The sequence below is a fragment of the Nocardioides zeae genome, assembly GCF_010686755.1.
Taxonomy (GTDB): Bacteria; Actinomycetota; Actinomycetes; order Propionibacteriales; family Nocardioidaceae; genus Nocardioides; species Nocardioides zeae.
The window spans coordinates 116,927-141,643 of the sequence record NZ_JAAGXA010000012.1 but is presented as its reverse complement, the minus strand read 5'-3'; the positions used below and the strand labels follow the sequence as shown (position 1 = coordinate 141,643).

At 73.7% G+C, this 24,717-nt stretch carries 21 protein-coding genes; 6 read left to right on the top strand and 15 right to left on the bottom strand.

All coding sequences use genetic code 11. The annotated features are described in order from the left end of the window. The first annotated feature begins 38 nt into the window (after positions 1–38). Positions 39–458: an SRPBCC family protein gene (locus tag G3T38_RS16645; RefSeq protein WP_163773440.1), complete on the top strand. Its 420-nt coding sequence runs from the start codon at positions 39–41 to the stop codon at positions 456–458. A 32-nt stretch (positions 459–490) separates the two neighbouring features. Here G3T38_RS16645 and G3T38_RS16640 read toward each other — a convergent pair whose 3' ends face one another. From G3T38_RS16640 to G3T38_RS16625, 4 genes are read right to left on the bottom strand one after another with little or no spacing between them, the layout of a single operon-like run. Further along, positions 491–724: a hypothetical protein gene (locus tag G3T38_RS16640; protein ID WP_163773439.1), complete on the bottom strand. Its 234-nt coding sequence runs from the start codon at positions 722–724 to the stop codon at positions 491–493. A 41-nt stretch (positions 725–765) separates the two neighbouring features. Further along, positions 766–1,596, bottom strand: a complete 831-nt coding sequence (locus G3T38_RS22795; protein ID WP_163773438.1) for a DNA-formamidopyrimidine glycosylase family protein — start codon at positions 1,594–1,596, stop codon at positions 766–768. Next, a complete protein-coding gene (locus tag G3T38_RS16630) occupies positions 1,597–2,895 on the bottom strand; it encodes an NADH:flavin oxidoreductase/NADH oxidase family protein (RefSeq protein ID WP_163773437.1) in 1,299 nt (432 codons plus the stop codon). A 32-nt stretch (positions 2,896–2,927) separates the two neighbouring features. Further along, positions 2,928–5,207, bottom strand: coding sequence for an acyltransferase family protein (locus G3T38_RS16625; RefSeq protein ID WP_163773436.1), 2,280 nt, complete (start codon positions 5,205–5,207; stop codon positions 2,928–2,930). 322 nt (positions 5,208–5,529) lie between these two features. Here G3T38_RS16625 and G3T38_RS16620 point away from each other — a divergent pair, with 322 nt between their 5' ends. Next, positions 5,530–5,931: a hypothetical protein gene (locus G3T38_RS16620; protein ID WP_163773435.1), complete on the top strand. Its 402-nt coding sequence runs from the start codon at positions 5,530–5,532 to the stop codon at positions 5,929–5,931. Positions 5,932–5,964: 33 nt separating this feature from the next. Here G3T38_RS16620 and G3T38_RS16615 read toward each other — a convergent pair whose 3' ends face one another. The 10 genes from G3T38_RS16615 to G3T38_RS16570 all read right to left on the bottom strand — a co-directional run bounded on the left by G3T38_RS16615 (position 5,965) and on the right by G3T38_RS16570 (position 18,625). Then, positions 5,965–7,584, bottom strand: a complete 1,620-nt coding sequence (locus G3T38_RS16615; protein WP_163773434.1) for an HNH endonuclease signature motif containing protein — start codon at positions 7,582–7,584, stop codon at positions 5,965–5,967. A gap of 180 nt (positions 7,585–7,764) precedes the next feature. Next, the gene (locus G3T38_RS16610) at positions 7,765–8,613 is read right to left on the bottom strand and encodes an NYN domain-containing protein (protein ID WP_163773433.1); all 849 of its coding nucleotides are present in this window, start codon (positions 8,611–8,613) and stop codon (positions 7,765–7,767) included. 28 nt (positions 8,614–8,641) lie between these two features. Continuing rightward, positions 8,642–9,481, bottom strand: a complete 840-nt coding sequence (locus G3T38_RS16605) for a DUF1295 domain-containing protein (RefSeq protein WP_338037720.1) — start codon at positions 9,479–9,481, stop codon at positions 8,642–8,644. Then, positions 9,478–10,845 carry an SAM-dependent methyltransferase gene (locus G3T38_RS16600; protein ID WP_163773432.1) on the bottom strand — a complete coding sequence of 456 codons (1,368 nt, stop codon included), beginning with the start codon at positions 10,843–10,845 and terminating at the stop codon, positions 9,478–9,480. The genes G3T38_RS16605 and G3T38_RS16600 overlap by 4 nt, the downstream gene beginning before the upstream one ends. Beyond that, complete coding sequence (locus G3T38_RS16595; RefSeq protein ID WP_163773431.1) at positions 10,842–12,257, bottom strand: SAM-dependent methyltransferase; 1,416 nt, start codon at positions 12,255–12,257, stop codon at positions 10,842–10,844. The genes G3T38_RS16600 and G3T38_RS16595 overlap by 4 nt, the downstream gene beginning before the upstream one ends. Further along, entirely contained in the window at positions 12,254–14,377 is a 2,124-nt protein-coding gene (locus G3T38_RS16590; protein ID WP_163773430.1) for an FAD-dependent oxidoreductase, read from the bottom strand. The genes G3T38_RS16595 and G3T38_RS16590 overlap by 4 nt, the downstream gene beginning before the upstream one ends. After that, positions 14,374–15,171, bottom strand: coding sequence for an anti-sigma factor (locus G3T38_RS16585; RefSeq protein ID WP_163773429.1), 798 nt, complete (start codon positions 15,169–15,171; stop codon positions 14,374–14,376). The genes G3T38_RS16590 and G3T38_RS16585 overlap by 4 nt, the downstream gene beginning before the upstream one ends. Further along, a complete protein-coding gene (gene sigK, locus G3T38_RS16580) occupies positions 15,168–15,800 on the bottom strand; it encodes an ECF RNA polymerase sigma factor SigK (RefSeq protein WP_163773428.1) in 633 nt (210 codons plus the stop codon). Before sigK ends, G3T38_RS16585 begins: the two co-directional genes overlap by 4 nt. Positions 15,801–15,835: 35 nt before the next feature. Then, complete coding sequence (locus G3T38_RS16575; RefSeq protein WP_163773427.1) at positions 15,836–16,540, bottom strand: fasciclin domain-containing protein; 705 nt, start codon at positions 16,538–16,540, stop codon at positions 15,836–15,838. 507 nt (positions 16,541–17,047) lie between these two features. After that, positions 17,048–18,625: a molybdopterin-dependent oxidoreductase gene (locus G3T38_RS16570; RefSeq protein ID WP_163773426.1), complete on the bottom strand. Its 1,578-nt coding sequence runs from the start codon at positions 18,623–18,625 to the stop codon at positions 17,048–17,050. Positions 18,626–18,686: 61 nt separating this feature from the next. On the opposite strand from G3T38_RS16570, the gene G3T38_RS16565 reads away from it, so the two are divergent. After that, the gene (locus G3T38_RS16565; protein WP_338037719.1) at positions 18,687–19,607 is read left to right on the top strand and encodes an AEC family transporter; all 921 of its coding nucleotides are present in this window, start codon (positions 18,687–18,689) and stop codon (positions 19,605–19,607) included. A 34-nt stretch (positions 19,608–19,641) separates the two neighbouring features. Here G3T38_RS16565 and G3T38_RS16560 read toward each other — a convergent pair whose 3' ends face one another. Then, positions 19,642–20,646, bottom strand: coding sequence for a LacI family DNA-binding transcriptional regulator (locus G3T38_RS16560; RefSeq protein ID WP_338037718.1), 1,005 nt, complete (start codon positions 20,644–20,646; stop codon positions 19,642–19,644). Between the two features lie 110 nt (positions 20,647–20,756). Here G3T38_RS16560 and G3T38_RS16555 point away from each other — a divergent pair, with 110 nt between their 5' ends. The 3 genes from G3T38_RS16555 to G3T38_RS16545 are packed head-to-tail and all read left to right on the top strand — an operon-like array spanning position 20,757 to position 24,699. Next, positions 20,757–22,115 carry an MFS transporter gene (locus tag G3T38_RS16555; protein WP_163773423.1) on the top strand — a complete coding sequence of 453 codons (1,359 nt, stop codon included), beginning with the start codon at positions 20,757–20,759 and terminating at the stop codon, positions 22,113–22,115. After that, on the top strand, positions 22,112–22,966 hold the full coding sequence (locus G3T38_RS16550) for a shikimate dehydrogenase (RefSeq protein WP_163773422.1): 855 nt from the start codon (positions 22,112–22,114) through the stop codon (positions 22,964–22,966). The genes G3T38_RS16555 and G3T38_RS16550 overlap by 4 nt, the downstream gene beginning before the upstream one ends. Next, positions 22,966–24,699 carry a sugar phosphate isomerase/epimerase and 4-hydroxyphenylpyruvate domain-containing protein gene (locus G3T38_RS16545; protein ID WP_163773421.1) on the top strand — a complete coding sequence of 578 codons (1,734 nt, stop codon included), beginning with the start codon at positions 22,966–22,968 and terminating at the stop codon, positions 24,697–24,699. The genes G3T38_RS16550 and G3T38_RS16545 overlap by 1 nt, the downstream gene beginning before the upstream one ends. Positions 24,700–24,717: the final 18 nt, after the last annotated feature.

Here is a 24,717-nt window from a genome sequence, read left to right as displayed (position 1 = left end):
GGTCCCGCTCGTCCCGCTGCACGGCTTAGGGTCGCAGGATGCAGGCGACCGTGGAGATCGAGCGTGACCTGTCCGCTCCGCCCGACCGGGTCTGGCGCGCGCTGACGGAGGCCGACGAGCTGAGCGCGTGGTTCTGGCCGGAGCGCTTCGCAGCGGTGGCCGTCAGTGACCCGGTCGAGGACGGCGTGTGGCGGGTGGTCTCCGACGTGGTCGGGATGGGCGTCAGCGGACGCTACGAGGGCGCGTGCGCGCCCGGCTGGGCGCGGTGGACGTGGCGCTGGGACGGCGAGGAGCAGGAGAGCACCGTCTCGGTGGGCCTCGAGCCGACGTACGCCGGCACGCGGCTCCGCGTCGTCCACTCCGGTCTGCGGCACGAGGACCTCGACGCCCACCGCGAGGGCTGGGAGAGCTGCCTCGACCGGCTGCCGGAGCACCTGGCCGAGCCTCGCGAGGCGTAGCGTCCCGTCCCGTCCCGTCCCGTCCCGTCCCGTCACGCCTCGCGGGCCGCCTCGATGCCCAACCGGACCGCGCGGGCGACGAGCGCGACGAAGAGCGCGATCGCGCCGAGGGCGAGCACGACCCACCCGGCTCCCGCGATCACCGGACCGCCCGGCTGGTCCTCGCGCTGGCCGGTGGCCACGACGCCGAGGCCCACGGCGACCACGAGCAGCCCGAGCCTCGTGAGGTCGGAGATCGTCCGAGCGGCGTCGTTCCGAGAGGTCATGCGCCTCCGGGTGCCCGCCCCGGCCGTCGTGGAAACACGCGTCAGCGCGGCACCGACGGCACCCGGACCTCCGGACCTGGGCCGGGCTGGCAGCGCGGGCACCACCACGTACGGCGATGGGCCGCGTCGTTCGGCAGCTCGGCCACCACCTGCACCGTGGTGCCGCAGCGCAGGCACGGACGGCGTGCCCGACCGGCGACCCAGTGGCTCTCGCCGCGTCGCGCGATCCCGGTCGTCACCTGGTAGGCGCCCGGCACGGTCGCCGAGTGGCGCAGCGCGGTGGCGGCACGGTCGACGAGGACGGGCACGTCCACCTCGCCCACCGGCGTCCACGGGCTGCGGCCCACGAGGAAGGCGAGCTCGTTGACCCAGAGGTTGCCGAGCCCGGCGAGGTTCGTCTGGTCGAGCAGGGCGGAGACGAGGGGTGTCGTCGGGTGGGTGAGCAGCCGCCGTACCGCCTCCTGCGGGTCCCAGTCCGCCCGCAACGGGTCCGGCCCGAGGTGACCCACCAGGGACGACTCGTCGGCGGTCGCCACGAGGGCGAGGTCGTGCAGCTTCTGGCCCCAGGCGGTCGGTCCCTCGGTCGTCTCGAGCACGACGCGGACGTCCGGGAGCAGGCGGCGCGGGAGGCGCTTGCCGGCGCCGGTGACGGTCCAGCTGCCGTCCATCCGCAGGTGGGAGTGCAGGGTGACGCCCCCCGAGAAGCGGGTGAGGAGGTGCTTGCCGTGCGTCGCGTGCTCGAGGACCTCGCGTCCCGCGAGGTCCCTGGTCGCCAGCCGGGGCACGCGCAGGTCGCTGCGCGCGAGGGTGCGGCCGCGCAGCGAGCGGTCGAGCCGCCGCGCCAGCAGGTGGACGCTGTCGCCCTCGGGCACTCAGCCCCGCTTCGGGACGAAGGCGCCGGGCCCGTTGCGGAGCGTCGCGGTCACGGCGGTGCGCCACCACGGCCGCGCGAGGTCGGGGGCGCGGCCGGCGCCGAGGCGGTGCAGCTGGTCGGTGTGCCACGACAGGTCGAGCGCGCTGTCGACGGTGTGGAGCGGCGCGAGGCGGCCGACGAGCCGACGTGCCCCCACCCGCACGGCGGGCAGCTCGATGCGCTCGAGGCGGCCGTCGAGGAGGTCGCGGGCGACGTGGGGGTACGCCGAGGCCGGACGCCCGAGGCCGATGACGTCGCACTCGCCCGGTGTGCCGGTGCTGGTCTCGGTGCTGCCCGGGGTGCTGCCCGGGGTGCTGCTCCCGAGGGCCGCGGTCATCGCCGCGCGGGTGCGGAAGCCGCCCGTGACCGCGACGGGCACGGCGCCGGCCGCGTCGCGGACGGACGCGGCGTACTCCAGGAAGTAGGCCTCGCGCTCCCGGGTCGAGGCCCGACGGGTGTCGGGGCCGAACATGACGGGCGACTCGTAGGTGCCGCCCGAGACCTCGAGGAGGTCGATCCCCTCCTCGGCGAGTGCGGCGACCACCTCGCGCGACTCCGACTCGGTGAAGCCGCCGCGCTGGAAGTCGGCGGAGTTGAGCTTGATGCCGACGGCGAAGCCGGGGGAGACCCGTTCACGGATCGCGCGCACGACCTCCAGCACGAAGCGACGCCGCCGCTCCGGGTCGCCGCCCCAGCCGTCGGTGCGCTGGTTGGAGCGGGGGGAGAGGAACTGGGTGACGAGGTAGCCGTGGGCGCCGTGCACCTGCACCCCGTCGAAGCCGGCGGCCTCGGCGACGGCCGCGGTCGCGGCGTACCGCTCGATCGTCTCCCGGATCTCCGTCTCGGACAGGGCGCGGGGCCGGGTGGCGACCGCTACGTCGGCGGCGACCGCGCTCGGCGCGACCGGGCGCGTGCGGCCGACGAGCACGTTGGCCTGGCGGCCCGGGTGGTTGACCTGCATCCACAGCGGGGTGCCCGAGGCGCGGAACCCGGCGGCCCAGCGACGCAGCGCGTCGAGGTGGCGGTCGTCCTCGACGACGACGTTGCCGGGCTCGCCGCGGTGGCGCAGGTCGACCATGACGTTGCCGGTGACGACGAGGCCCCAGCCGCCGCCGGCCCACGCGTCGTACAGCCGCTCGAGCCGTCGCGTCGGCGCGCCCGTCGAGGTGCCGAGGGCCTCCGAGAGCGCCGACTTCATGAGGCGGTTGGGCAGGCGCTGCCCGCAGGGCAGGTCGAGCGGGGTGCCGAGGTCGGTCATGGACCGCATCGTGACACGCTGTTGAACCGCGTTCAAGAGGCGGCGGGGGTCTCCGGGGAGGGGAGCACGCCCAGCGTCGTGAGCCGCTCGGTGAAGGCGGGCTGCATGAGGCGCTGGTAGGGCTGCGAGAAGTGCACGAGGTCGACCTTCACGAGGGTGTCGCCGACGAAGGCGGGGCAGCGGTCGTCCGCGCAGAACCAGTCGCGGCTGTCGACGTAGGTCGCGCCCATGTCCTCGGCCATGGCGGCCTCCGCGTCGCGCATGCCGCTCCACTGGCCGCGGACCTTGCTCACGCAGTCGACGGGCGAGGAGAGCAGGTTGTAGCACTCGTCGATGTTGACGTCGGACGGCGGCGGCGCGACCACGACCGTGCGGCCCACGGCGTCGGCGACCTCGGCCAGCTGGGTGCGGGTGCTCTCCGCCCAGCGCTCGGGGGTGATGGTGCCGTCCTCGCCGACCTCGGTGCGGGGGGCGTACATGTCCGCCACCACGAGGACGTCCGGCCGGAGCTCCGTCACCGCGTCGACGACGTCGGCCTTGCGCTGCTCGCAGCCGTCCACGATCGCGGCGTCGGGGTGCTCGGAGAGCAGGTCGGTGAACGGGCACCCGTAGGCCCCCAGGGACGTCAGGCTCCAGCCCTCCGGGAGGGCGCCGGCCAGGAGTGGCACGTAGTTGACCGCGATCGAGTCCCCGACCACCGCGATGCTCTGGCCGCCCGCGGCCCGGTCGAGCTCGCCGAAGGTGCAGCCCGCCACGTCGACCGTGTCGATGTCACCGCACGGCATCACGCTGCTGGGCACCTCGCGGCCCGCCATCGCCTCCTCGATGGGCGGGTCGAGCTCCGGCCACGCGCCGGCGGCCAGCGCCACCCTGATCTCGGTCTGGAGGTCGGCGACGGCGGGCGTGTACGCCGCGTGCGTCTCCGCGTCGATCGCCGCCACGTCCGCGTCGCTCAGCGTGCGGACGCCGTTGTCGGAGAGCAGCAGCGAGGGCATCACCGGAGCCGCCGCCAGGGCGAGCAGGAACACGCCCGTGTACGCCGCCCGCACGCGTGGGGCGCGGGGCCGCTGCCCCCGGCCGGGCTCGTCGCGGGTGGGCTCGTCCGGGTTGGGCTCGTCCGGGTTGGTCTGGTCTCGGGTGGGCTCGTCCCGCGGCGTACGGCGGGGGAGCCGCCACGTCGCGGACCGCAGGGGCTCCTCGACGAGGTGGTAGGAGTGCACCGCGAGCAGGAGCATCACGACACCGAGGCCCGCCAGCACGACCGGAGCGTCGCCCAGCACCACCACGCCGAGGATCGCGACGGGGAAGTGCCAGAGGTAGAGCGAGTAGGAGATGTCGCCCACGTAGCCCGCCACCGGGTTCGTCAGGGGGAGCAGGAAGCGCTGCTGGCGCCCGCGCTCGGCGAAGGTGCCGGCCGCGATCACGAGCGCCGTCGCAGCGACGGGGAGGGCGGCGGCGGGCGCGGGGAACCCGGCGTCCTCCGTGACGAGCCAGAGCGAGGCCGTCATGCCGAGGAGCCCGACCCAGGCCAGCACGGGACGGAGGGCGTCGGGGATGCGGGCGCACAGCGGCGCGGCCACGGCGACGAGGGCGCCGAGACCGAGCTCCCAGACGCGGGTGAAGGTGGAGAAGTACGCCGACGACGGCGACGCCGAGGTCTGGTGGAGCGCCCAGGCGAAGGAGGCGAGGACCACGCCGGCCAGCACGACGCCGACGACGAGGCGGTGGTGGTCGGGCCTCGCGGTCGTGCTGCTGGTGGTGGTGCTGCCGGTGCGGGTGCTGCCGGTGGTGGTGCTGCCGGTGCGGCGGCGGGTGCGGGCCGCGAGGAGGGCGAGGACGCCCAGCATCAGCCACGGCCAGACGAAGTAGAACTGCTCCTCGACGGCGAGCGACCAGTAGTGCTGGAGCGGCGAGACCGGACCGTTCGCCGCGAAGTAGTCCGTCGCCTGCGTCGTGAACCGCCAGTTCGCGCCGAAGAAGAGGGCCCACAGGCCGTCGGTGGCGATGCTGTCGGCGCGGAGCCGTCCGACCAGCGCGTAGGACAGCGCGACCGTCACGGCCAGCACGAGGATCGACGCCGGCAGGATGCGCTTGGCGCGCCGACGGTAGAAGCCGATGAACGAGATCGTCCCGGTGCGCTCGTGCTCGCGCAGCAGGATGCCGGTGATGAGGAAGCCGGAGATGACGAAGAAGACGTCGACGCCGACGAACCCGCCGTGCGGCCAGCCCAGCAGGTGGTCGAGGACCACGGCGATCACGGCGAACGCGCGCAACCCCTGGATGTCGCGTCGCTGCGTGGTGGCCTGGCTCAACCGACGTTCCCCCCTTCGTGCGGACTGCGGCGACGATAGTGCGTGAGCCCGGGCCCGCCGGGCCAATCGGGAGGGAGTCGGGGGCAGCGGAAGATCCGGCCCACCGGGTGGATCGGAGCTTCCGGTCACCAGGGGATGCGTCTGTGGACAACCGTTTGTCGCACGGCCTCCCGGGAACGCGAGACCCATGCCCTTCTGGAAGAAGGGGGAACGCGTCTCCCCCGAACCTCCGCCGCAGAGCCGCCACGGCACCCTCCCGCCGGCACCGCCGAACAGCTTTCCGCCCCAGGGCGTGCGCAACTGGCGCGACACACAACGGCCGGTGCAGCTGCCCGTCACCCTTGCGCCGGACCGGTGCGCCGACCTCGCCGAGCGCGTCGTCGGTGCCGTCGCCCACGTGCTGGGCGGGCACCTCGACTACTCGCGCGAGAGCCTGGAGACCGTGGACCGTCTGCTCGACTCGTTCATGCCCCAGGGGAGCGACGTGTGGATCGAGTCGATCGTGATGGCCGGGTGCTACGTGGGTGAGGTGATGATTCGGCTCGAACCTGGCCTGACGTGGGGCACCAACGAGCTGTTCGGCAACCTGCCCGTGCTGATCCGGGGCCAGGAGGAGGTCGTGAACCCGATCGGCAAGGCAATCAAGCGCGTCGAGCTCGGCTCCACGGAGAACATCCCGTACTTCGTGCAGGTGATGGGGCGACCGGCTGATCCGGCGGGTTGACGGGCCTCGTCCGGACCTCGTCACGCGGTCGTCTCACGTCCGCCTCGTGAAGCGGAGCTTGCCGGTGCCGAGTCGTTCGACGAGGTAGAGCGGGTCGTGGATCTGGTGGTGGTGCTGGTCGCAGAGGAGGCAGCCGTCGTTCACGGTGGTGTGGCCGCCGTTGGCCCATGCGGTGAGGTGGTGGGCGTGGGTCTGGTGGGGTGGCCGGTTGCAGCCCTCGGCGACGCAGCCGCCGTCCCTGATGGCCATCGCGAGGCGCATCGCTCGGGTGTGGAAACGGGTGGCGCGGCCGAGGTCGAGGACCTCGCTCTTCGTGCCGAGGACCGCGGGGATGATCCCCGCCTCGCACGCCAGCCGGCGGGCCTCGGATGCACTGAGGGTGCCGCCGGTGTCGAGGGACGCTGAGGCGAGGCCGCCCCGGAGTGACTCCAGCGTCATCGTGACGACGACGGTCGCGCCCATGCCACCGGTGGCGGGGAGGTCCTTGTGGTCGAGCATCTCCAGCAGCTGTTGGAAGGCCTGTCCGTAGCGCTCCGGTGTGGGCCGTCCGGTGACGAGCCGCTGGTCGGGGTCGTCGTTGGTGTTGAGGTGTCGTGGTGCGGCGTAGGCGTCGAGGGCTTTGCGGAGCATCGCGCCGTGCAGCTCGGGCAGGACGAAGCGGCCCCACACACGTCCCAGGCCGTCGGAGACCATGCTGAGCCGTGAGGCGGCCCGAGCCTCCCGTTCTTCCTTCTCCAGCAGTGCGGCCTCGTGTGCTTCGCCCACCTCGGGTGCGATGACGGTGAGGATCTTCTTCCCCAGCGTCCGCAGGGCCTTCGCGTCGTGGTCGGCGGCGAACCCGACCAGCGTCTCCTCCGCCTGCAGCCGCAGCTGGTCCGGTAGCTCGTCGGGTAGGGCGTCGAGGGCCTTGACGATGACGTCGGCCTGCTCGGTGTTGACGGTGCCGGTGAGGCAGCCGGGGCCGAGGTGGGTCCGGTAGCGCCCCGTCTCCTCGCCGACGGCGGCCCCGACACGGGTGTCGAGCGCGGGACCCTGACCTGACTCGCTTCCCGCCGGGGCGCCGGCTTCGGGATCAGCGTGGGGCTCGGCGCCACCGATGGCGTCCCCGATCCGAGCGAGGCGGTAGGCATCGCGGCGGGTGATGGTCGCGGCGTTCGCCAGCCACACCGCCGCCGTAGAGGCACCGTTCTCCCGGTAGAGCTCAACCTCCTCGGCGTGCTGCACCAACACCGCGACCAGCGCGGAAGCCCGTGCCACGAGCCCGTGCGCGTCGACCAGCGCGACACCGGCCTGCGGGGCACTCAACCACCCCAGTCCGGTACGCCCGTCGGCGTCGAGCACCGCCGTCGCTGTCCGCAGGGCCTCCAACATCGGATGACCCACGTCGACCCCACCCGCACCCGAGGCGACCCCGGGCACCACCCACCCAGGCTCCGGCTCGGGCTCGGGCTCCGCGGCAGGCTCAGCCGCGTCGTACCGACCCTCCCGGTCCACGATCCGGCACCCGCGCGTCGCCTCCTCAGGCCACTCCCCGGTGGCGAAGGCGTGCTCTAGCCAGTCCGGGACCGGTTCGTCGACCAGGAACTCGGCAGGGGGCTCCGGCACCGGTGGCCCAAAGCCATCGGCGTCACCAGAAGAGCTGACCCCCGTCATGGCCACCACTCAACCCGAACCCACCGACAGTCCTGAACGACACCAGGCAGACCGCCGTACGGCCTGTGGACAACCCTGAGAACGGTCGCCGTTCGACCAAGCTCGACGCGTACGCCGCGCCGTACAAGCCAACTCGGCGCGAACGCCGCGCCGTACAAGCCAACTCGACGCGGGAGCGACCTACCGCACGAACCACACGTGCTGGTTCCGCTCGTCGGTCGCGACGCCCTCCTGGGCGCGGACGTAGGCGGAGAACGAGTCGAAGCCGAGCGTCGTCTCGTCGAAGCCGGGGCTCATCCGCACGAGCACCTGCTTGAGCACCGACAACGGGACCTTCTCGTCGCTGCGCTGCTTCTGCACGAGGTTGACGGCGCGTCGGAACAGCTTGGAGTACGGGACGGGGCGGGCGCGGTCGTCCGTGTCGGGATCGGCGTCGGAGGCGTCCTCGCCCTCGACCGCGGGCGGGGACGCGACGGCCGGCTCGACGCCGGGCAGCGCGTCGTACCGCTTGAACTCGTCGCACGCGGCCTCCCAGTAGCGGCCGATCGACCCCGCGACGCCCACGCCGACGACCGACCGGCCGAGGCGCTTCGCCTTCTGCGCGACGGCGACGTAGTCGGAGTCCCCGGCGGCGACGAGCACGTGGGTGAGGTCGGCGTAGCGCGTCAGATCGTCCACCACGTCGGTCGCGAGCCGGATGTCGGCGCCGTTCTTGGTCCCGGACAGCGGGAACAGCTGCGTGAGGTCGATCGCGCGGGACGTCAGGTCCCGCGCGTAGGACGAGAACGCGGGCGAGGCCCAGTTCGCGTACGCCCGGCTGATCGCCACGACCCCGAGCGACGCCGCGTAGTCGACGATCGCGTCGACGTCGAGCCGCGAGGCCTCCAGCCGGGGCCCCACGACCGGGTCGTCCGCCGCCGCGTGCACCACCTTGTCGCGCTGCCAGGCGTGGCGGCCGTGCACCGCGTCGTACTGGGACGCGACGAGGTTCTCGAAGTCGACGTAGAGGGCGACGCGCGGTTCGGTCATGCCCCGATCCTGCCGGATCCGCCGAACGTCAGGCCGCCCGACGCGGCGGCCGCGGGACGAACATGGACGTCCGCGCGGCGTACTCCGGATAGCCCGGGCGCTGCATCATCTCGCGCTCGAGCAGGCGCGCCCCCGTGGCGAACGCCAGGGAGTAGGTCATCGCGACGGGCGCCACGAGCGTCGCCAGCCCCGCGACCCAGCCGGACCCGAGACCGCCGACGAGCCACAGCCCCCACCAGACCGTCGCGTCGCCGAAGTAGTTCGGGTGCCGCGTCCACGCCCACAGGCCGGTGGCGAGCACCGGCGGGCGCTCGGCCTTCGGGACCTCCTTGTACGCCGCGAGCTGCGCGTCGCCCACGGCCTCGAACGCCAGCCCGACCGCGAACACGACGAGGCCCACCACGATCGGCCACCGGTGCCACGACGACGCCGGCACGGCGACGGCCACCCCGACCACCACGGGCAGGGCGACGACGAACATCGCCACGCCCTGCGTCACGAAGACGCGCGTCACGGCGTAGGAGAACGGCTTGCCCTCCATCAGCGCCGCGTAGCGGGGGTCCTCCGGCGGCGTCTCGCCGGGACCGAGGAGCCCGTGCGCCCGCGAGCGGATGTGCCAGGCGAGGCGACCACCCCAGACGGCGACGAGCAGCACCACGAGCCAGCGCTGCGCGACCGTGCCGCCCCCACCGGCGTCGACGACGCTGGCGACCACGGCCGCCACCACCGCGACGAGCACGAACCCCGCGCCCCACACGACGTCGACGACGGCCAGCCGGCCGACCCGGCGCGCGACCAGCGCGGTGGCGGTCATGAGCACCGTCACCGTGACCGCCGCGGCCACGAGGGCCGCGACGAGCGCGTTCACCACTCGCGGCGCGGCGGGAGGCTGTGCGCGGCTCCCGGACGCACCATGAGGATCTGGTCGACACCCATGCGACCGTCGCGGAACGCCATGCGGCCCCCCACGAGGTAGAGCCGCCAGACGCGCACGACCTCCTCGCCGACGAGCTCGGTCAGGCGCTGCTCCGCCTTGGAGAACCGCTCCATCCAGGCGTCCACGGTCCACACGTAGTGCTCCCGCAGCGCGTGCACGTCGCGCACCTCGAGGCCGCCGGCCTCGAGCAGGTCGGCCGTCTCGCCGACGGGCCGCATGTGCATGTCGGGCGCGATGAACGACTCGATGAACGGACCGCCACCGGGGTGGCCCTTGCGGCCGCCGGAGCGCGACATCTGCTGCACCAGCACCCGCCCGCCGGGCTTCACGGCGTCGTGGAGCACCTTCGCGTAGGTCGGGTAGTTCTGCTGGCCGACGTGCTCGCCCATCTCCAGGCTCGCCACCGCGTCGAAGTGCCCGGCACCCGAGGCGGCCTCCGGCACGTCGCGGTAGTCCTGCAGCCGGATCTCCACCCGGTCGCCCAGACCGCGCTCGGCGATGCGGGCGTCGATGAACTTCTTCTGCTCGGCGGCGATCGTCACACCGGTGACCTTCGCGCCGAAGTGCTCCGCGGCGTACAGGGACAGCGAGCCCCAGCCGCAGCCGACGTCGAGGAACGTCGCGCCCTCCGTCAGTCCCACCTTGCGGCAGACGAGGTCGAGCTTGTCGGCCTGCGCGTCCTCCAGCGTGTAGCCGGGCGTGCTCGGCGGCTGCGTGTAGTACGCCGACGAGTAGGCCATGTGGTCGTCGAGGATCAGCGAGTAGAACTCGTTCGACAGGTCGTAGTGGTGGCTGATCGCCAGCCGGTCCCGCAGCTTCGAGTGCAGGCGGCGGCCGAGGAGCGCGTTGAGCGGACCACCCACCTGCGCCTGGCTGCGCGGAGCGCGCGGCGGCCTCAGCACCATCCCGGGGCCGACGGTGCCGGTGTCGACGGCGGCGCGGAGGGCCGCGACGTACGCCTGCGGTCCCGGGCGCACGCCCGACAGGTTGCGCTCGGCGACGACCGACCAGGCGTGGGTGAGGGCGTCGTCGAGGTCGTGGTGCACCTCGAGCTCGCCCGTGACGTACGCCTGCGCGGCACCCAGCTCCCCGGGGTGCCGCACGAGGCGGCGTACGGCGGCGGGACTGCGCAGCTCGACCAGGGGCGCGTCGACCGGACCGGCCTCGGAGCCGTCCCAGGCGCGGAGGCGCACGGGGAGGTCACCGCCCACGAAGGGCCGCAGGGCCTCGGCGAGGCGGCCGGCCACCTGGCTCGAGGAGGGGGCGGACGAGGACGAGGGGGTGGTGGCGGTCATCGACCGGCCTCCTTCTCCAGCACCAGCTGCTGGACGTCGATGTAGCCGGAGGCGAAGCCCGCGCGGGAGTACTCCAGGTAGAAGTGGAACATCCGCGCGAACGTCGCGTCGAAGCCGAGGCCCGACACGTGCTCGCTCCAGGCGGTGAGGAACTGCTCGCCCCAGCGGCGCAGCGTCTCCGCGTAGTGCCCACCGAACGAGAGCCGGTCGGCGCCGCCGAGCAGGCGCAGGGCCGTCTCGTCGCGGGTGATCTCGTCGATGACCTGCACGGAGGGCAGGAAGCCGCCCGGGAAGATGTACTTGTGGATCCAGGTGTAGGTCTGCCGGGTCGCGAGCATGCGGTCGTGCGGCATGAGGATCGCCTGGATGCCGGCGCGGCCGCCCGGGGCGAGCACCTCGTCGATCTTCGCGAAGTACGTGCCCCAGTAGTCGTAGCCGACCGCCTCGATCATCTCGACCGACACGACGGCGTCGTAGCCGCCCTCGGGCGCGACGACGTCGCGGTAGTCGCACAGCTCGACGTCGACCCGGTCGGCGAACCCGGCCGCCGCGACGCGCTCGCGGGCCAGCGCCTGCTGCTCCGTCGACAGCGTCACCGAGTGGACGCGGGCGCCGCGACGGGCGGCGCGCAGGGACAGCTCGCCCCAGCCGGTGCCGATCTCCAGCACGCGCGTGCCCTCGCCGACACCCACGGCGTCGAGGAGCCGCTCGATCTTCCGTCCCTGCGCCTCCTCGAGCGACGCGGGGTCGCGGGGGTCGGGCGACGTGGCCACGTGGTGGGCCCCGACCGCGTCGACCCGCGGGATCGCCTGGTGCTCGAAGAGCGCCGAGGAGTAGCTCATCGTCGGGTCGAGGAAGGCCTCGAAGAGGTCGTTGCTCAGGTCGTAGTGGTGCGCGATGTTGGCGCGGCTGTTCTCCTGCGAGCTGACCTGGTCCGACGGCGGGCGGGAGACGTAGGCCGCCCGCAGCCGCTGCATCCACTGCGGCACCAGCGCGGGCATCTGCGCCGCGAGCACCGTGAGCACCTCGCCGAGCGCACCGGTCGTGCCGCCCTCGGCCGGCGACGGCACGTCCCAGGCCCCCGTCAGGTAGGCCTCGCCGAAGCCGATGAGGCCCTGGCGCCCCACCCGGGCGAAGAACTCGTCGGGTCGGCGCAGCACCATCTCCGGGCCGCCGCGGCCCCAGACGGGTGCGTCGGCGCCGCTGCCGACGCGGACGGTGAGGTCGAGCCGGCTGACGACGCCGTGGAACAGCACGCGCGCGACCCGGGCGTACGCCGCGGCGCGCGGCCCCGAGGGCACGACGTCGAGCCCGGGCCAGCGCGAGCCGTCGACCCGTGCGGGGGCCGGGGGCACGGTGGGCGTGGGTGCGGACGCGGAGCCGTGGGCCGACTCGGGGATCTCCGTGGTCATCGGACACCTTCCTGGTGGTGCTCGGGGCGCGGCTGGATGCGCAGCCGTCGCGCCCACAACGTGATGCCGTGCAGGCGGATGAGGAACGACGCCCGCAGCGTCGCGGGTGCCGCGCGCCAGGAGGCGCCGGCGCGGGGGTCGGGACGACCGGAGAGCGAGGCGCTGAACGTCGCGCCGTCGTCGGTGCGGAGCGTGACGGCGACGTGCAGCCTCCCGTCCGGGCCGCCGCTCGGGGTCGGTACCGCGATCGCATAGGTGCCGTCGGTGCCGTGGAAGGGCGAGACGTACATCGCCTTCGCGGTCTCGGCCCGCCCGGACGCGTCCGGGCGCACCATGTAGGCGTGGCGGTCGCCGTAGGTGTTGTGCACCTCGACGACGACGGCCGTCGGCACGTCGGCGAGCGTCTGGTCGCCGGCGAAGCACCAGAAGACGCTGATCGGGTTGAAGCAGTAGCCGTAGGCGCGCGGCTGCGCCGCCATGAGGATGCGACCCCGGTCGCCGCCGCGGGCGAGCTCGATGCCGTGCAGGTCGAGGAACGCCTCGACGTTGGCGCGCAGCGAGCGCTCCGGGTCGCCGAGGTGGTCGCGCGCCTCGAAGCTGCCGCGGGTCCAGGCCGTGCGGCCGTGGTCGGGCAGGTCGTCGAGGTCGACCACCCAGGTCGACGACGTGTGGGCGAAGCTCCGCTTCCAGGGCCGCCGCCGGGTGTGGCGGACCGTCGTGCGGTAGACCGTCCCGGCGGGGTCGGTGCCCCCACCGACACGGGCGGTGACGTCGTCCTCGGCCCAGCCGAGGCCGAGCCGCGTGACGGCCCGGAGCCCGGAGCGGGCGCCGTCCTCGTGGAAGCCCCACCCGTGGTACGCACCGGCGAACGCCAGACGCGGCGTCTCGCACTCGCCGAGCCGGGCCTGCGCGGCGACGGACGCGGGGGTGTAGAGCGGGTGCTCGTACTCCATGGTGTCGACGACCTGGGCGGGGTCGACGAGGTCGAGCCCGCCGAGCGTGACGAGGAAGCGCGTGTCGGGCGCACCGGGGAGGTGCGGGACGCGCATGAGCCGGCTGAGGTCGTAGGTCAGGGTGACCGGCCCCCCGCGCTCCTCGACCGACGGCAGGTCGGCGAGGGCGGCCGGGTCGCGGCGCAGGTAGTTCCACGACGCGCGCGCCTTCTCCTGCCGGGGCAGGAGGGAGGTGTCGGTGTGCAGCTGCGCGGTGTTCGGCGTGTAGGTGATCGCCCCGAGCAGCTCGCGCTGCGCCGGGGTCGGGGCCGCCAGCATCGCCAGGGCCTGGTGGGGGTGCGTGGCCACGACGACCGCGTCGTACGCCGCGACCTCGCCGTTGCCGTCGGTCACCCGCACCTCGTCGGGGGTCTCCTCGATGCTCGTCACCTTCGTCCCCACGCGCACGTCGGGCAGGCGGGCGGCGATGCGCGCGACGTACTCGCGCGAGCCTCCCGTGACCGTGCGCCACTGCGGGGAGCCGAAGATCCCGAGCATGCCGTGGTGGTCGAGGAACCGGAACAGGTAGCGCGCGGGGTAGTCGAGCGCCTGCGCCGGGTCGGTCGACCACACGCACGCGACGAGCGGCTCGGCGAAGTGGGTGCGGAACGTGGGCGAGAAGCGGCCGGCGTCGAGGAACTCGCCGAACGTGACGCGGGCGTCGGCGTCGCTGGCCTCCGACTCGAGCAGCTGCTGGGCCCGCCGGTGGAAGCGGGGGACCTCGGTGAGCATGCGGAGGAACGCGGGTCGCGTGGCGTTGCGCCAGGTCGGGAACAGGCCGGCGAGCTTGAGGGCGCCCGCCCACTCGAGGCCGTGGGGGCCCGCTGCGTCGTCGCGGATGGACATCGACATCTCCGAGTCCTGCGTCGCGACGCCGAGCTCGGCGAAGATCCGCAGCAGCACCGGGTAGGTGCGCTCGTTGTGCACGATGAACCCGGTGTCGATCGGCACCTGCTGCTCGCCTCCGCGCCCGTCGGGCACGGTGACGAGGTGGGTGTCGGCGTGCCCGCCGAGCCGCGCGTCGGCCTCGTAGAGGGTGACGTGGGCGTGCTTGGAGGCGACGTACGCCGCGGTCAGGCCGGCGACGCCGGAACCCACCACGGCGAGCCGCCGGGGGGCGGCGGTCATGCGTCCTCGAGGGCGAAGAAGGCGACGGGGGGCATCGACGGCTCCTCGGACCCGTGGGGCGCGGGCTCGACGGTGATGCCGACGGCCTTGGCCCCGGAGCCGTCGCCCTCGAGCAGGACGGTGTTGCTCTCGCCCTCCGGCATGAGTCCGGCGCGGACCATGTCGCCTGCGCTGTTCTGGTACCAGAGCTCGTAGAGGTGACCGTGCGGCGCGGCGGGCATGCCGTCGGTGACGAGCACGGCCTTGCCGAGGGAGGGCGACCAGTGCACGGACGCCTCCGTACCCTCGGGCAGGGTCGTCGAGGCGTCGACGATCTGCACGTCGGACGCGGTGAGCACCTGCTGCACCTCGTCCTCGGTCTCGTCCTGCGTCGGCTCTGGGTCGGCCTGCTGGGAGGTGCCGTCGGTGTCGTCAAGCTGGCTGATCCCGACCCCGACGCCACCGGCCACGATCACTGCCGCAGCAGCTGCGACCAGCGCCGTGCGAAACCGATGCCGCCGCAGCGGCACCACCGTCCCGGTCGAGCGCGACGCCTCCGCGTCGTTCTCCGGACCGTGGGCCACGAGGGGCGGGAGCGGGCGCACCTGCGCGATGCTCGCGAGCACGGCGGCACGGACCGCCGGTGAGGGCGCGGTCTCGGTGGTGGTGGGCAGCAGGGCGGCTGCCTCGCGGAGCGAGTCGACCTCCTCGCGGCAGGTGGGGCAGGCCTCGAGGTGCTCCTCGAAGCCGGCGCGCTCCTCGTCGGAGAGCGCATCCACCGCGTAGGCGCCCGACAGGGCGTGGATGTCGTTCACTGTCCCACTCCCATCGCGTCGCGCAGCCTGATCAGGCCGTCCCGAATCCTTGTCTTCGCGGTGCCCACCGGCAAGTCGAGCATGGTGGCCACCTCGGCGTGCGTGTAACCCCCGAAGTAGGCCAGCTTCACGGCCTCGTGCTGCACGGGGGTCAACGCCTGCAGTGCGGTGCGGACCCGCTGGGCCTCCAACGACGTGTGGGCGGCGTCCGCCGTGGCGTCGTGGTCGACCGGCTGGGTCTGCTGGTGGTACGACGTGTCGCGGCGGGTCGAGGCCTCCGCGGAGCGCACCCGGTCGACCGCCTTGCGGTGGCCGATCGTCATGAGCCAGGAGAGGGCGGAGCCGCGTGCCGGGTCGAACCGGCTCGCCATGCGCCACACCTCGAGGAACACCTCCTGCGTGACCTCCTCGGCCTGCGCGGGGTTGCGCACCACGCGGAGGACGAGGCCGTGCAGGCGCGCCGAGGTCGCGTCGTACAGCTCGACGAAGGCCTGCTCGTCCCCCAAGGAGGAGCGGTGCAGGAGCTCCGCGAGACGCGGTCCCACCTCGTCGGGCAGGTCGGCGGCCGGGCCACGGCCGCCCGTGCCCTCCGGCGGGTCGCCGGAGGGCACGGAACGGAGGGTCGTCATGGGAGAAGTGTCCCTGGTTCCTCAGTGCTGCGTGGTCACTCGGTGGTGGCCGGCGGCATCAGCACGGAGTCGATGACGTAGACCGTCGCGTTCGCCGTCTGGATGCCACCGCAGAGCACGGTCGCCTCGGTGCCCTCGGCGCCGACCGTCATGCCGGACGAGTCGCCCTCGACCGTGACCTCGGGGCCGGCGAACGAGGCGTACGTGCCCGCGATCTCGTCGGGCTCGAGACGCTCGGGGAGCACGTGGTAGCCGAGGATCGCGCCGAGCGCCTCCGGGTCGGCCGTCAGCGACTCCATCGTGGCGGGGTCGATCGCCTCGAAGGCCGGGTCGTACGGCGCGAAGACCGTGAGGGCCTCGGCGCTGTTCAGCGTGTCCGCGAGACCCGGCACGAGGCCGACCGCGCCGACGAGCTGGGTGAGCAGCGGGTTGTTGCTGGCGGCGGTGGCGACCGGGTCGACCGTCATGCCGTCGAGCGAGCCGGCACCCGAGGCGGGGATCTGGTCACAGGCCTCGCCGAAGGTGGTGTCCTCCATGGCGCCGTCCGACGACTCACCCATGCTGGGGTCGTCCGACATGCCCGTGTCCGACGACTCGTCGGCGCTGGGGCTCGAGGTGCCGTCGTTGGAGTCGTCGCTGCTGTCGTCGCCGCACGCGGCGAGGCCGACCGACATGGTCAGGGCGAGAGCAGCGATCCCGCTCGCGCGGCGGACCGTGGAGCGGCGGTTGAGAGTCTTCATCGTGCTGACCTTCCTGTCGTGGTCCCGCTCCCCGTCCGGCACCTGGGGGATGTGCCGGTCGCGGCGGGCTTACACACGTTGTTCGCCGCCCCGGGTGGGGTGGATTGGTGGTGGCGGAAGTTTTTTTCGCGGTTTCCCCGACGCCTGTCCCGCGCCGTACCTCGGGACGTCATGCGGTGCGGCGCCCCGGGCCACCGCGCCGCATGACGTCCCGCGGGGCGTGGGGGCTGTGGGGGGCGCGAAGTGTGCAGTTGGGGCGTGTGGGATCGAGCTGGGCTTGGCTCATCCGCACTTTTCGCGGGCTGCGGGTTGCGGGCTGCGGGCTGTTCGGTACGGCGCCGGGCCGGGCCCGCGCCGTACCCCCGGGACGTCATGCGGTGCGGCGCCCCGGGCCACCGCGGCGCATGACGTCCCGCAACAGACCCGTGGCGGGGACACCCCTCGGCTTGAGGTGTCCCCGCCACGGGCGGCAGGGGCGGGCCGGTCGGGCCCGGGGAGCGCGAGCGGTCAGGAGACCATCACCGCACGGGTGTGGTACCCACTCGAGCCCTCCGGGAACGGCGACATGCGCACGTCGGTCTGCACCTCGCCGGTCTCGTCGGTCGCGCGCACGGTGAAGGCGTGGTTGCCGGAGTCGCTGGCGTCCCACTCGTAGTACCACTGGCGCCAGTAGTCGACCCCCGCATCGGGCCCGAGCGTCGCCTCCTCCCACGCGCCGCCGTCGATCTGCACCTCGACCTTGGCGATGCCGCGGGTCTGCGCCCACGCGACGCCGGCGATCACGACCGTGCCGGGGTCGACCGTCGTCGCGGCCTTCGGCACGTCGATGCGCGAGGCGATCTTCACGGGGGCATCGGTCGCCCAGTCGCGCTCGGTCCAGTAGGCGACGTCGTCGTCGTACGTCGTCAGCGTCAGCTTCGTCAGCCACTTGGTGGAGCCGACGTACCCGTAGATGCCCGGGATGACGAGCCGCACCGGGAAGCCGTGCTCGCGCGGCAGGGGCTCGCCGTTCATGCCGACCACGACGAGGGCGTCGCGGCCGTCGGTGGCGACGTCGAGCGGGGTCGAGATGGTGAAGCCGTCGACCGCGGTCGAGAGGATCTGGTCGGCGCGGTCGCCGACCCCCGCGCGGTCGAGGATCGTCTTCAGGGGGACGCCGAGCCAGCGGGCGGCGCCGACGTACTGGCCGCCCACGTCGTTGGAGACGCACGTCATGGTGATGTCGCGCTCGACCATGTCCATGTCGAGGAGCTCGTCCCACGTGATGGTGAGCTCGTTCTCGACGTCGCCGTCGACGGTCAGCGTCCACGACTCGTGGTCCACGACCGGCACGGTGAGGTTGATGTCGACGCGGTAGAACTCGTCGTTCGGGGTGCGGAACGGCGACAGGTCGGGGATGTCGAGGCCGTCGGGCAGCGCCGGGGCCGCCTCGGCGGGCTTCGGGAGCACGATGTTGCCGATCCGGGTGCGGACCGTCGAGATCCACTGGCCGACGGAGCCGGCGACGACCGCCGTGCCGGCGAGCACGCCGGAGGCGATGAGCACCCCGCGGCGGGTGGGTCCCGTCGTACGGCGCGCGTCGGGGTCGCCGTCGGGGTCGATGCCCGTCGTGCCGTCCGCCGGGGCGGGGGCGCCGACGGACGCGCGGTGGAACCACCACAGGGCACCGCCGCCGGCCAGGGCGGTGGCGAGGGCGGGGACCACGTCGAGAGGACCGGCGGTCGGGCGCAGCAGCGCCAGGAGGCCGGCGACGCCGACGAGCACGAGGAGCAGCACGAGTCCCACGGCGAAGCGCCGCCGGGCGAGGACGCCGGCGACGGCTGCGAGGAGGAGCGTCACCACCAGCACCGAGCCGATGAGGATGGGCTTGTCGGCCGTGCCGAACTGGGCGACCGCCCACTCCTTGACGGGCGTGGGCGTCAGGTCGATGACGGTCGAGCCGACCGCCAGCACCGGTGAGGCGGCGGGGTCGACGAGGGCGGCCACGAGGTGGCCGACGGCCATGCCGACGACGGTGGCGAGCACTCCGCCGGCCGCGGCCAGCAGGATCTGGCCGCGGCGGCGGTCGGGTGCACTGGTGTCCATGGGGGTGGTTCGTCACGGGTCGCCGGAGGGATGGGTCCGATCGGCGGATAGCGTTCGCCCGGTGACGGCGGTGCTCGAGGGGTTCACCACGATCACCCTGCTCGTGTGCCTCGGGCTGCTGCTCGCCCACCTCGGGATCATCGACCTGCCGGGCCAGCGGGCCCTGTCGCTGCTGGCGTTCTACGTCGCCAGCCCCGCCCTGCTCATCACCGTGCTCGAGGACTCCGACATCGGGTCCCTCTTCACCGGGGCGCTCGTGGCGTCGGCAGCGGCCGTCGTGGTGAACGTCGTCGTCTACGTGCTGCTCGCCCGGTTCGTGTTCAAGCGGGACCTCGCGCACACCGTGGTGGGCTCCCTGTGCGCCGCCTACGTCAACGCCGGCAACCTCGGCATCCCGATCGCCGCCTACGTGCTGGGGGACGCGGCGCTCGTGGCGCCGGTCCTGCTCATGCAGCTGCTCGTGCTGCAGCCGCTCGCCCTCACGGTGATGGACGTCGCCGTCGCCGAGGAGCGGCTCTCGGTGTGGCGGATCGTCAGCCGGCCCCTGCGCACGCCCCTGACCGTCGGCTCCGTGATCGGGCTCGTGCTCGCCGGCACCGACCTCACCCTGCCCCGCCCCATCCACGACCCGCTCGAGCTCGTCGCCGGGATGGCGGTGCCGTCGATGCTCATCGCGTACGGCGTGTTCCTCCGCCTCGGCCCCCGCCCCGGCCTCGGCGACGCCCCCGAGCTGGGCCTCATCGTGGGGCTCAAGCTCGTCGTGCAGCCCGTCGTCGCCTGGGCGGTCGGCGCCTACCTGCTGGGCCTCGAGGGCACGCCCCTGCTGGCCGTCACCGTGCTCTCGGCGCTGCCGACGGCGCAGAACGTCTTCGTGCACGCCACGCGGTACGACCGCGGGATCGTGCTCGCCCGCGACGTCGTCTTCGCCACGACCGTGCTGTCCGTCCCCGCCGTGACGATCGCCGCGGCGCTGGTCGCGTAGCGGCGGCCCGTCGGGGGAGGCGACGCCCGAGGCCTCAGGACACCGCGAGACCGCTCGAGCGGCGCACCACGAGCTGGGTCGGCAGCACCCGGGGGGCCACGTCCCGGTCGGCGCGACCGGCCGGGCCGAGCGCCACCAGGGTCTCGACGGCCCGCGCGCCGGCGTCCTCGGTGCGCTCGGCGAGGGTCGTGAGCGGCGGGTGGCAGAAGTCGGAGCCGAAGATGTCGTCGAAGCCGACGACGCTCACCTGGTCGGGGACCACGACGCCGCGGTCGGCCAGGCGGGTCATCACGCCGATGGCCAGGATGTCGTTGTGGGCGACGACCGCGGTGGCTCCGGCGGCGAGGACGGCGTCGGCGGCCGCAGGACCGCTGGCGAAGGTCGGCGTGTAGGGCCCGAAGCGGGTGGCGCCCATCCCGGCCTGCTGCGCCGCCGCTCGGAGGCCCGCCCAGCGCCGTGCGCCGGACCACGACTCCGCCGGGCCGCCGAGGTAGACCAGCGCGCGGTGGCCGAGCGAGGCGAGGTGGTCGACGATCTGGCGGGCGCCGGTGTCGAAGTCGGAGACGATGCACGCCAGCCCGGGTGCGGCCCGGTTGACGAGCACGACGGCGTTGAGCTCGGCGGCCCGGCGCAACGCGTCGTCGGGCAGGCGGGAGGCGGTCAGCACGAAGCCGTCGACCGCCGGGCCGAGCCGGGTGACGATCTGCTCCTCGGTGGCCGGGTTCTCCTGGGCGTCGGCGATGACGAGGGTCAGGCCGGCGGTGGCGGTGGCCCGCTCGGCGCCCTTGATGACGCCGGCGAAGTAGGGGTTGGTCACGTCGGGCACGACGAGCGCGAGGGTGTTGGTGCGGCCGGACTCGAGGGCCCGGGCGGCCGGGTTGGGGGCGTAGCCGAGCTCGGCCGCGACCTCCATGATCCGGGCCTGGGTGGCGTGGTTGACCCGCCCGGGCCGGGTGAAGGCCCGCGACACCGTGGACGCGGCGACCCCGGCCGCGGCGGCGACGTCGGTGATGGTCGCGCGGCGACGAGGCGGTGGCACCGCAGCATCATGGCAAAAATGGCAAACGCTTGCCACGTGACGAGGGCCACTCCTAGCGTCCTCGCGTACCGGCGCCATGACGGGCGTCACACCGCACGAGGAGGACCCCGATGTCCGCACCGACCGCCACCGTGGTGGAGCGTCGACGCACCCCCGGCAAGGCCGCCGTCGCCGCGTGGAGCGGCAGCGCGCTGGAGTACTACGACCTCGCGATCTACGGCACGGCCGCCGCGCTGGTCTTCCCCAAGGTCTTCTTCCCCGAGGGCAACACCCACGCCGCGACCATCGGCTCGTTGGCCACCTTCGGCGTCGCCTACGTCGCCCGGCCGTTCGGCTCGTTCCTCATGGGCCACATCGGCGACCGGGTGGGCCGCAAGGTGATCATGGTCGGCACGCTGCTCCTGATGGGCGTCTCGACGTTCCTCATCGGCTGCCTGCCGACCTACGGACAGGCCGGGCTGCTCGCGCCGGCCCTGCTGGTGCTGCTGCGGCTGCTCCAGGGCCTCTCGGCCGCCGGCGAGCAGGCCGGCGCCAACGCGATGAGCTTCGAGCACGCGCCCGACGACCGCCGCGGCTTCTTCACCAGCTTCACCCTCAGCGGGACCCAGGGCGGACAGGTGCTCGCCCCGGCGGTGTTCCTGCCGCTCGCCGCGATCCTGCCGGAGGACCAGCTGCTCTCCTGGGGGTGGCGCATCCCGTTCTGGCTGAGCGCGCTCCTCCTGGTCGCGGGCTACGTCATCCGCCGCTCGCTCGACGAGACCCCGGAGTTCGACGACCAGCCGAAGGCACCCCGGCCCCCGCTGAACGAGCTGTTCCGCGACCACTGGGCCTCCGTGGTCCGGGTCTTCCTGGCGGCCTTCATCGCGATGGTCAACACCACGTTCCAGGTCTTCGCCCTCAACTTCGCCACCAGCGAGGACTACGGCATCGAGCTGAGCTCGACCGCCATGCTGTGGCTGGCGATCGTGGCCAACCTGGTCGCGATCTGCACGATCCCGCTGTGGGCACGGCTGTCCGACCGCATCGGCCGCAAGCCGGTCTTCGTCACCGGTCTGGTCGGCAGCGCCGTGCTGGTCACCGCGTTCCTCGGCGCCATCGCGAACGGCAACATCGTCCTGGTCTTCATCCTGGGCGTGGCCCTGGCCGGGGTCGTCTACTCGATGACGAACGCCGTGTGGCCCGCGACGTACGCCGAGTACTTCCCGACGTCGGTGCGGCTGTCCGGCATGGCCATCGGCACGCAGTTCGGCTTCGCGCTGGCCGGCTTCACCCCGACCATCTCCGGTGCGCTGATGGCCGGCGACGCCGACAACTGGCCCCGGGTCGCGGCGTTCGCCTCGATCGCCTGCCTGATCTCCGCGATCGCCGTCCTCACGGGCCCCAAGGACACCCACCGGGTGCCGACCCGCGACCTCGGCCAGCACGCCACCCGCGCCGCCCGGCGTCCGCTCGTGGGGGCCGCCCGATGAGCGAGCGCTACCTCCTGGGCCTGCTCGGCCGCGGCATCTCGGCCACCCTCACCCCCGCCCTGCAGGAGCACGAGGGCGCGGCCGCCGGGCTCGACCTGTCGTACCGCATCCTCGACGCCGACGTCCTGGGCTACGACACCGGCGACCTGCCCGAGCTGCTCGCCTGGGCCCGCCGGCTGGGCTACGACGGGCTCAACGTCACCCACCCGTTCAAGCAGGCGGTGCTGCCGCTGCTCGACGAGGTCTCCGACGACGCCGCCGACCTGGGCGCGGTCAACACCGTGGTCTTCCGCGACGGGCGCGCCCTGGGCCGCAACACCGACTGGACCGGCTGGTCGCGGGCCTTCCGCGACGTGCTCCCGGCCTCCGTCGGCGACCCCGCCGTGGTGGTCGGGGCCGGGGGAGCGGGTGCCGCCGTCGGCTACGCCCTGCTCGACCAGGGCGCCGCCCACGTGAGCATCGTCGACACCGACGCCGGGCGTGCGGACGCCTGCGCGGTCCGTCTGGCCGAGCGGTACGGCGAGGCGCGGGTCTCGCGCGCCGACGACGTCGAGCAGGCGCTCGCCGGCGCGGCCGGCCTGGTCAACGCCACCCCGGTCGGCATGCTCGGCCACCCCGGCCTGCCGGTCGACGAGGCGCTCGTGCGCGAGGACCTCTGGGTCGCCGACGTCGTCTACTTCCCGCTCGAGACCGAGCTGGTCCGCCTGGCCCGCGACCGCGGTTGCCGGGTCGTGCCGGGCGGCGGGATGGCGGTCGGTCAGGCCGTCGCGGCGTTCGAGCACTTCACCGGACGCCCCGCCGACGCGGCCCGGATGGCCCGCCACTTCGCCGAGCTCACCGGCGCCGCCTGATGCGGCACAGCATCGCCACGGTCTCGCTCAGCGGTCGGCTCGAGCACAAGCTGGCCGCGGCGGCCGGTGCCGGCTTCGACGGCATCGAGCTGTTCGACAACGACCTGGTCGCGAGCACGCTCTCGCCGCGGGAGGTCGCAGCGCGGTGCGCCGACCTCGGCCTGGCCGTCGAGCTGTTCCAACCGGTGCGCGACGTCGAGGGCGTCGCGCCCGACGGGTTCGGCGCCGTGCGTCGGCGGTTCGCGGCGAAGCTCGACGTGATGGAGCAGCTCGGCACGTCGGTGGTGCTCTGCTGCTCCAACGCCTCGCCCGACGCCCTCGACGATCCCGACCTGTCGGCCGAGCAGCTCGCCGCGCTGGGCGACCTGGCCGCCGAGCGCGGCGTCACGATCGCCTACGAGGCGCTGGCCTGGGGCCGGCACGTCTCGCGGTTCGCGCAGTCGTGGGACGTCGTGCGGCGTGCCGACCACCCGAGCGTCACCGTGGCCGTCGACACCTTCCACCTGCTGGCCCGCGGCGACGGCCCCGAGGTGCTCGCCGGCGTGCCGGGCGACCGGATCGGCTTCCTGCAGGTCGCCGACGCCCCGCTGCTGCGCACCGACCTTCTCGAGTGGAGCCGGCACTTCCGCTGCTTCCCCGGCCAGGGCGGTCTCGACGTCACCGGTGTGGTCGCGGCGACCGTGGCCGCCGGCTACGACGGCCCGCTGTCGCTCGAGGTGTTCAGCGACGTCGTCCGCGAGGCCCCGCCCGAGGTGACCGCACGCGACGCTCGCCGCTCGCTCATCTTCCTGGAGTCCGAGCTCGGCGAGAGCGCCGCACCGCTGCCCGACCGTGTCGACGCGGCGTTCGTCGAGGTGCCGGCCGGCCACGAGGACCTGCTGACCGCGCTCGGCTTCGTCGAGGTCGGCCGCCACCGCAGCAAGCCGGTCACCCGGTGGCGCAACGGCGCCGCCGAGGTCGTGGTCAACCGGGCACCCACCGACACCGCCCTCGGCGTGGTCGTGCCGAGCGTGCCGGCCGTCGCGGCCCGGGCCCGGGCGTTGCTGTGGCCCGAGGTCGACCGCAGCCGCGGCGCCGGCGAGGCCCAGCTGCCCGGCATCACCTCGCCGTCCGGCCTGCACGTGTTCGTCAGCGCCCCCGACGGCGCCGACGACTGGATCGGCGACTTCGCACCGACCGGCACGCCGCCCGCCGGCGACTGGGGCGGCCTCGACCACCTCGGCGTCGCCGTGCCCGAGGACCGGCTGAACGAGGAGATCGGCTTCCTGCGCACGGTGCTCGGCATGGTGCCCGCCGCGGTCGAGGAGTTCATCGAGCCCCGGGGCCGGCTCCGCAGCCGCGCCGTGCGTCCGTCGGCCGGCGACCTGCGGGTGGTGCTCAACGTCGAGCACGCCGCCGGCGCCGACCGCTCCGGCGTCACCCAGGTCGCGTTCGCCTGCGCCGACGTGCGCGCCGCGGCCACTGCCCTGCGCGAGCGCGGGGTGCCGCTGCTCGAGGTGCCCGGGAACTACTACGTCGACCTCGCGGCGCGCTTCGACCTCACCGACGCCGAGGTCGACGACCTGCGCCGGCACGGGCTGTTCTACGACCGGTCGGGCGGCGGCGAGCTCGTGCACCTCTACACCGAGGTGCTGCCGACCGGCTTCTACGTCGAGCTCCTCCAGCGGGAGGGCGGCTACGACGGCTACGGGAGCGCCGGCACCCACGTGCGGCTGGCGGCCCAGCAGCACTGAACGTCGCCCCCCCGGCTG

Bases quoted from the DNA above. Each gene is read 5' to 3' on its own strand.
- G3T38_RS16600 (WP_163773432.1), bottom strand. From the start codon at position 10,845: ATGACCGCCACCACCCCCTCGTCCTCGTCCGCCCCCTCCTCGAGCCAG.
- G3T38_RS16590 (WP_163773430.1), bottom strand. From the start codon at position 14,377: ATGACCGCCGCCCCCCGGCGGCTCGCCGTGGTGGGTTCCGGCGTCGCC.
- G3T38_RS16570 (WP_163773426.1), bottom strand. From the start codon at position 18,625: ATGGACACCAGTGCACCCGACCGCCGCCGCGGCCAGATCCTGCTGGCC.
- G3T38_RS16575 (WP_163773427.1), bottom strand. From the start codon at position 16,540: ATGAAGACTCTCAACCGCCGCTCCACGGTCCGCCGCGCGAGCGGGATC.
- G3T38_RS16595 (WP_163773431.1), bottom strand. From the start codon at position 12,257: ATGACCACGGAGATCCCCGAGTCGGCCCACGGCTCCGCGTCCGCACCC.
- G3T38_RS16615 (WP_163773434.1), bottom strand. From the start codon at position 7,584: ATGACGGGGGTCAGCTCTTCTGGTGACGCCGATGGCTTTGGGCCACCG.
- G3T38_RS16645 (WP_163773440.1), top strand. From the start codon at position 39: ATGCAGGCGACCGTGGAGATCGAGCGTGACCTGTCCGCTCCGCCCGAC.
- sigK (WP_163773428.1), bottom strand. From the start codon at position 15,800: ATGACGACCCTCCGTTCCGTGCCCTCCGGCGACCCGCCGGAGGGCACG.
- G3T38_RS16555 (WP_163773423.1), top strand. From the start codon at position 20,757: ATGTCCGCACCGACCGCCACCGTGGTGGAGCGTCGACGCACCCCCGGC.
- G3T38_RS16610 (WP_163773433.1), bottom strand. From the start codon at position 8,613: ATGACCGAACCGCGCGTCGCCCTCTACGTCGACTTCGAGAACCTCGTC.
- G3T38_RS16640 (WP_163773439.1), bottom strand. From the start codon at position 724: ATGACCTCTCGGAACGACGCCGCTCGGACGATCTCCGACCTCACGAGG.
- G3T38_RS16550 (WP_163773422.1), top strand. From the start codon at position 22,112: ATGAGCGAGCGCTACCTCCTGGGCCTGCTCGGCCGCGGCATCTCGGCC.
- G3T38_RS16630 (WP_163773437.1), bottom strand. From the start codon at position 2,895: ATGACCGACCTCGGCACCCCGCTCGACCTGCCCTGCGGGCAGCGCCTG.
- G3T38_RS16545 (WP_163773421.1), top strand. From the start codon at position 22,966: ATGCGGCACAGCATCGCCACGGTCTCGCTCAGCGGTCGGCTCGAGCAC.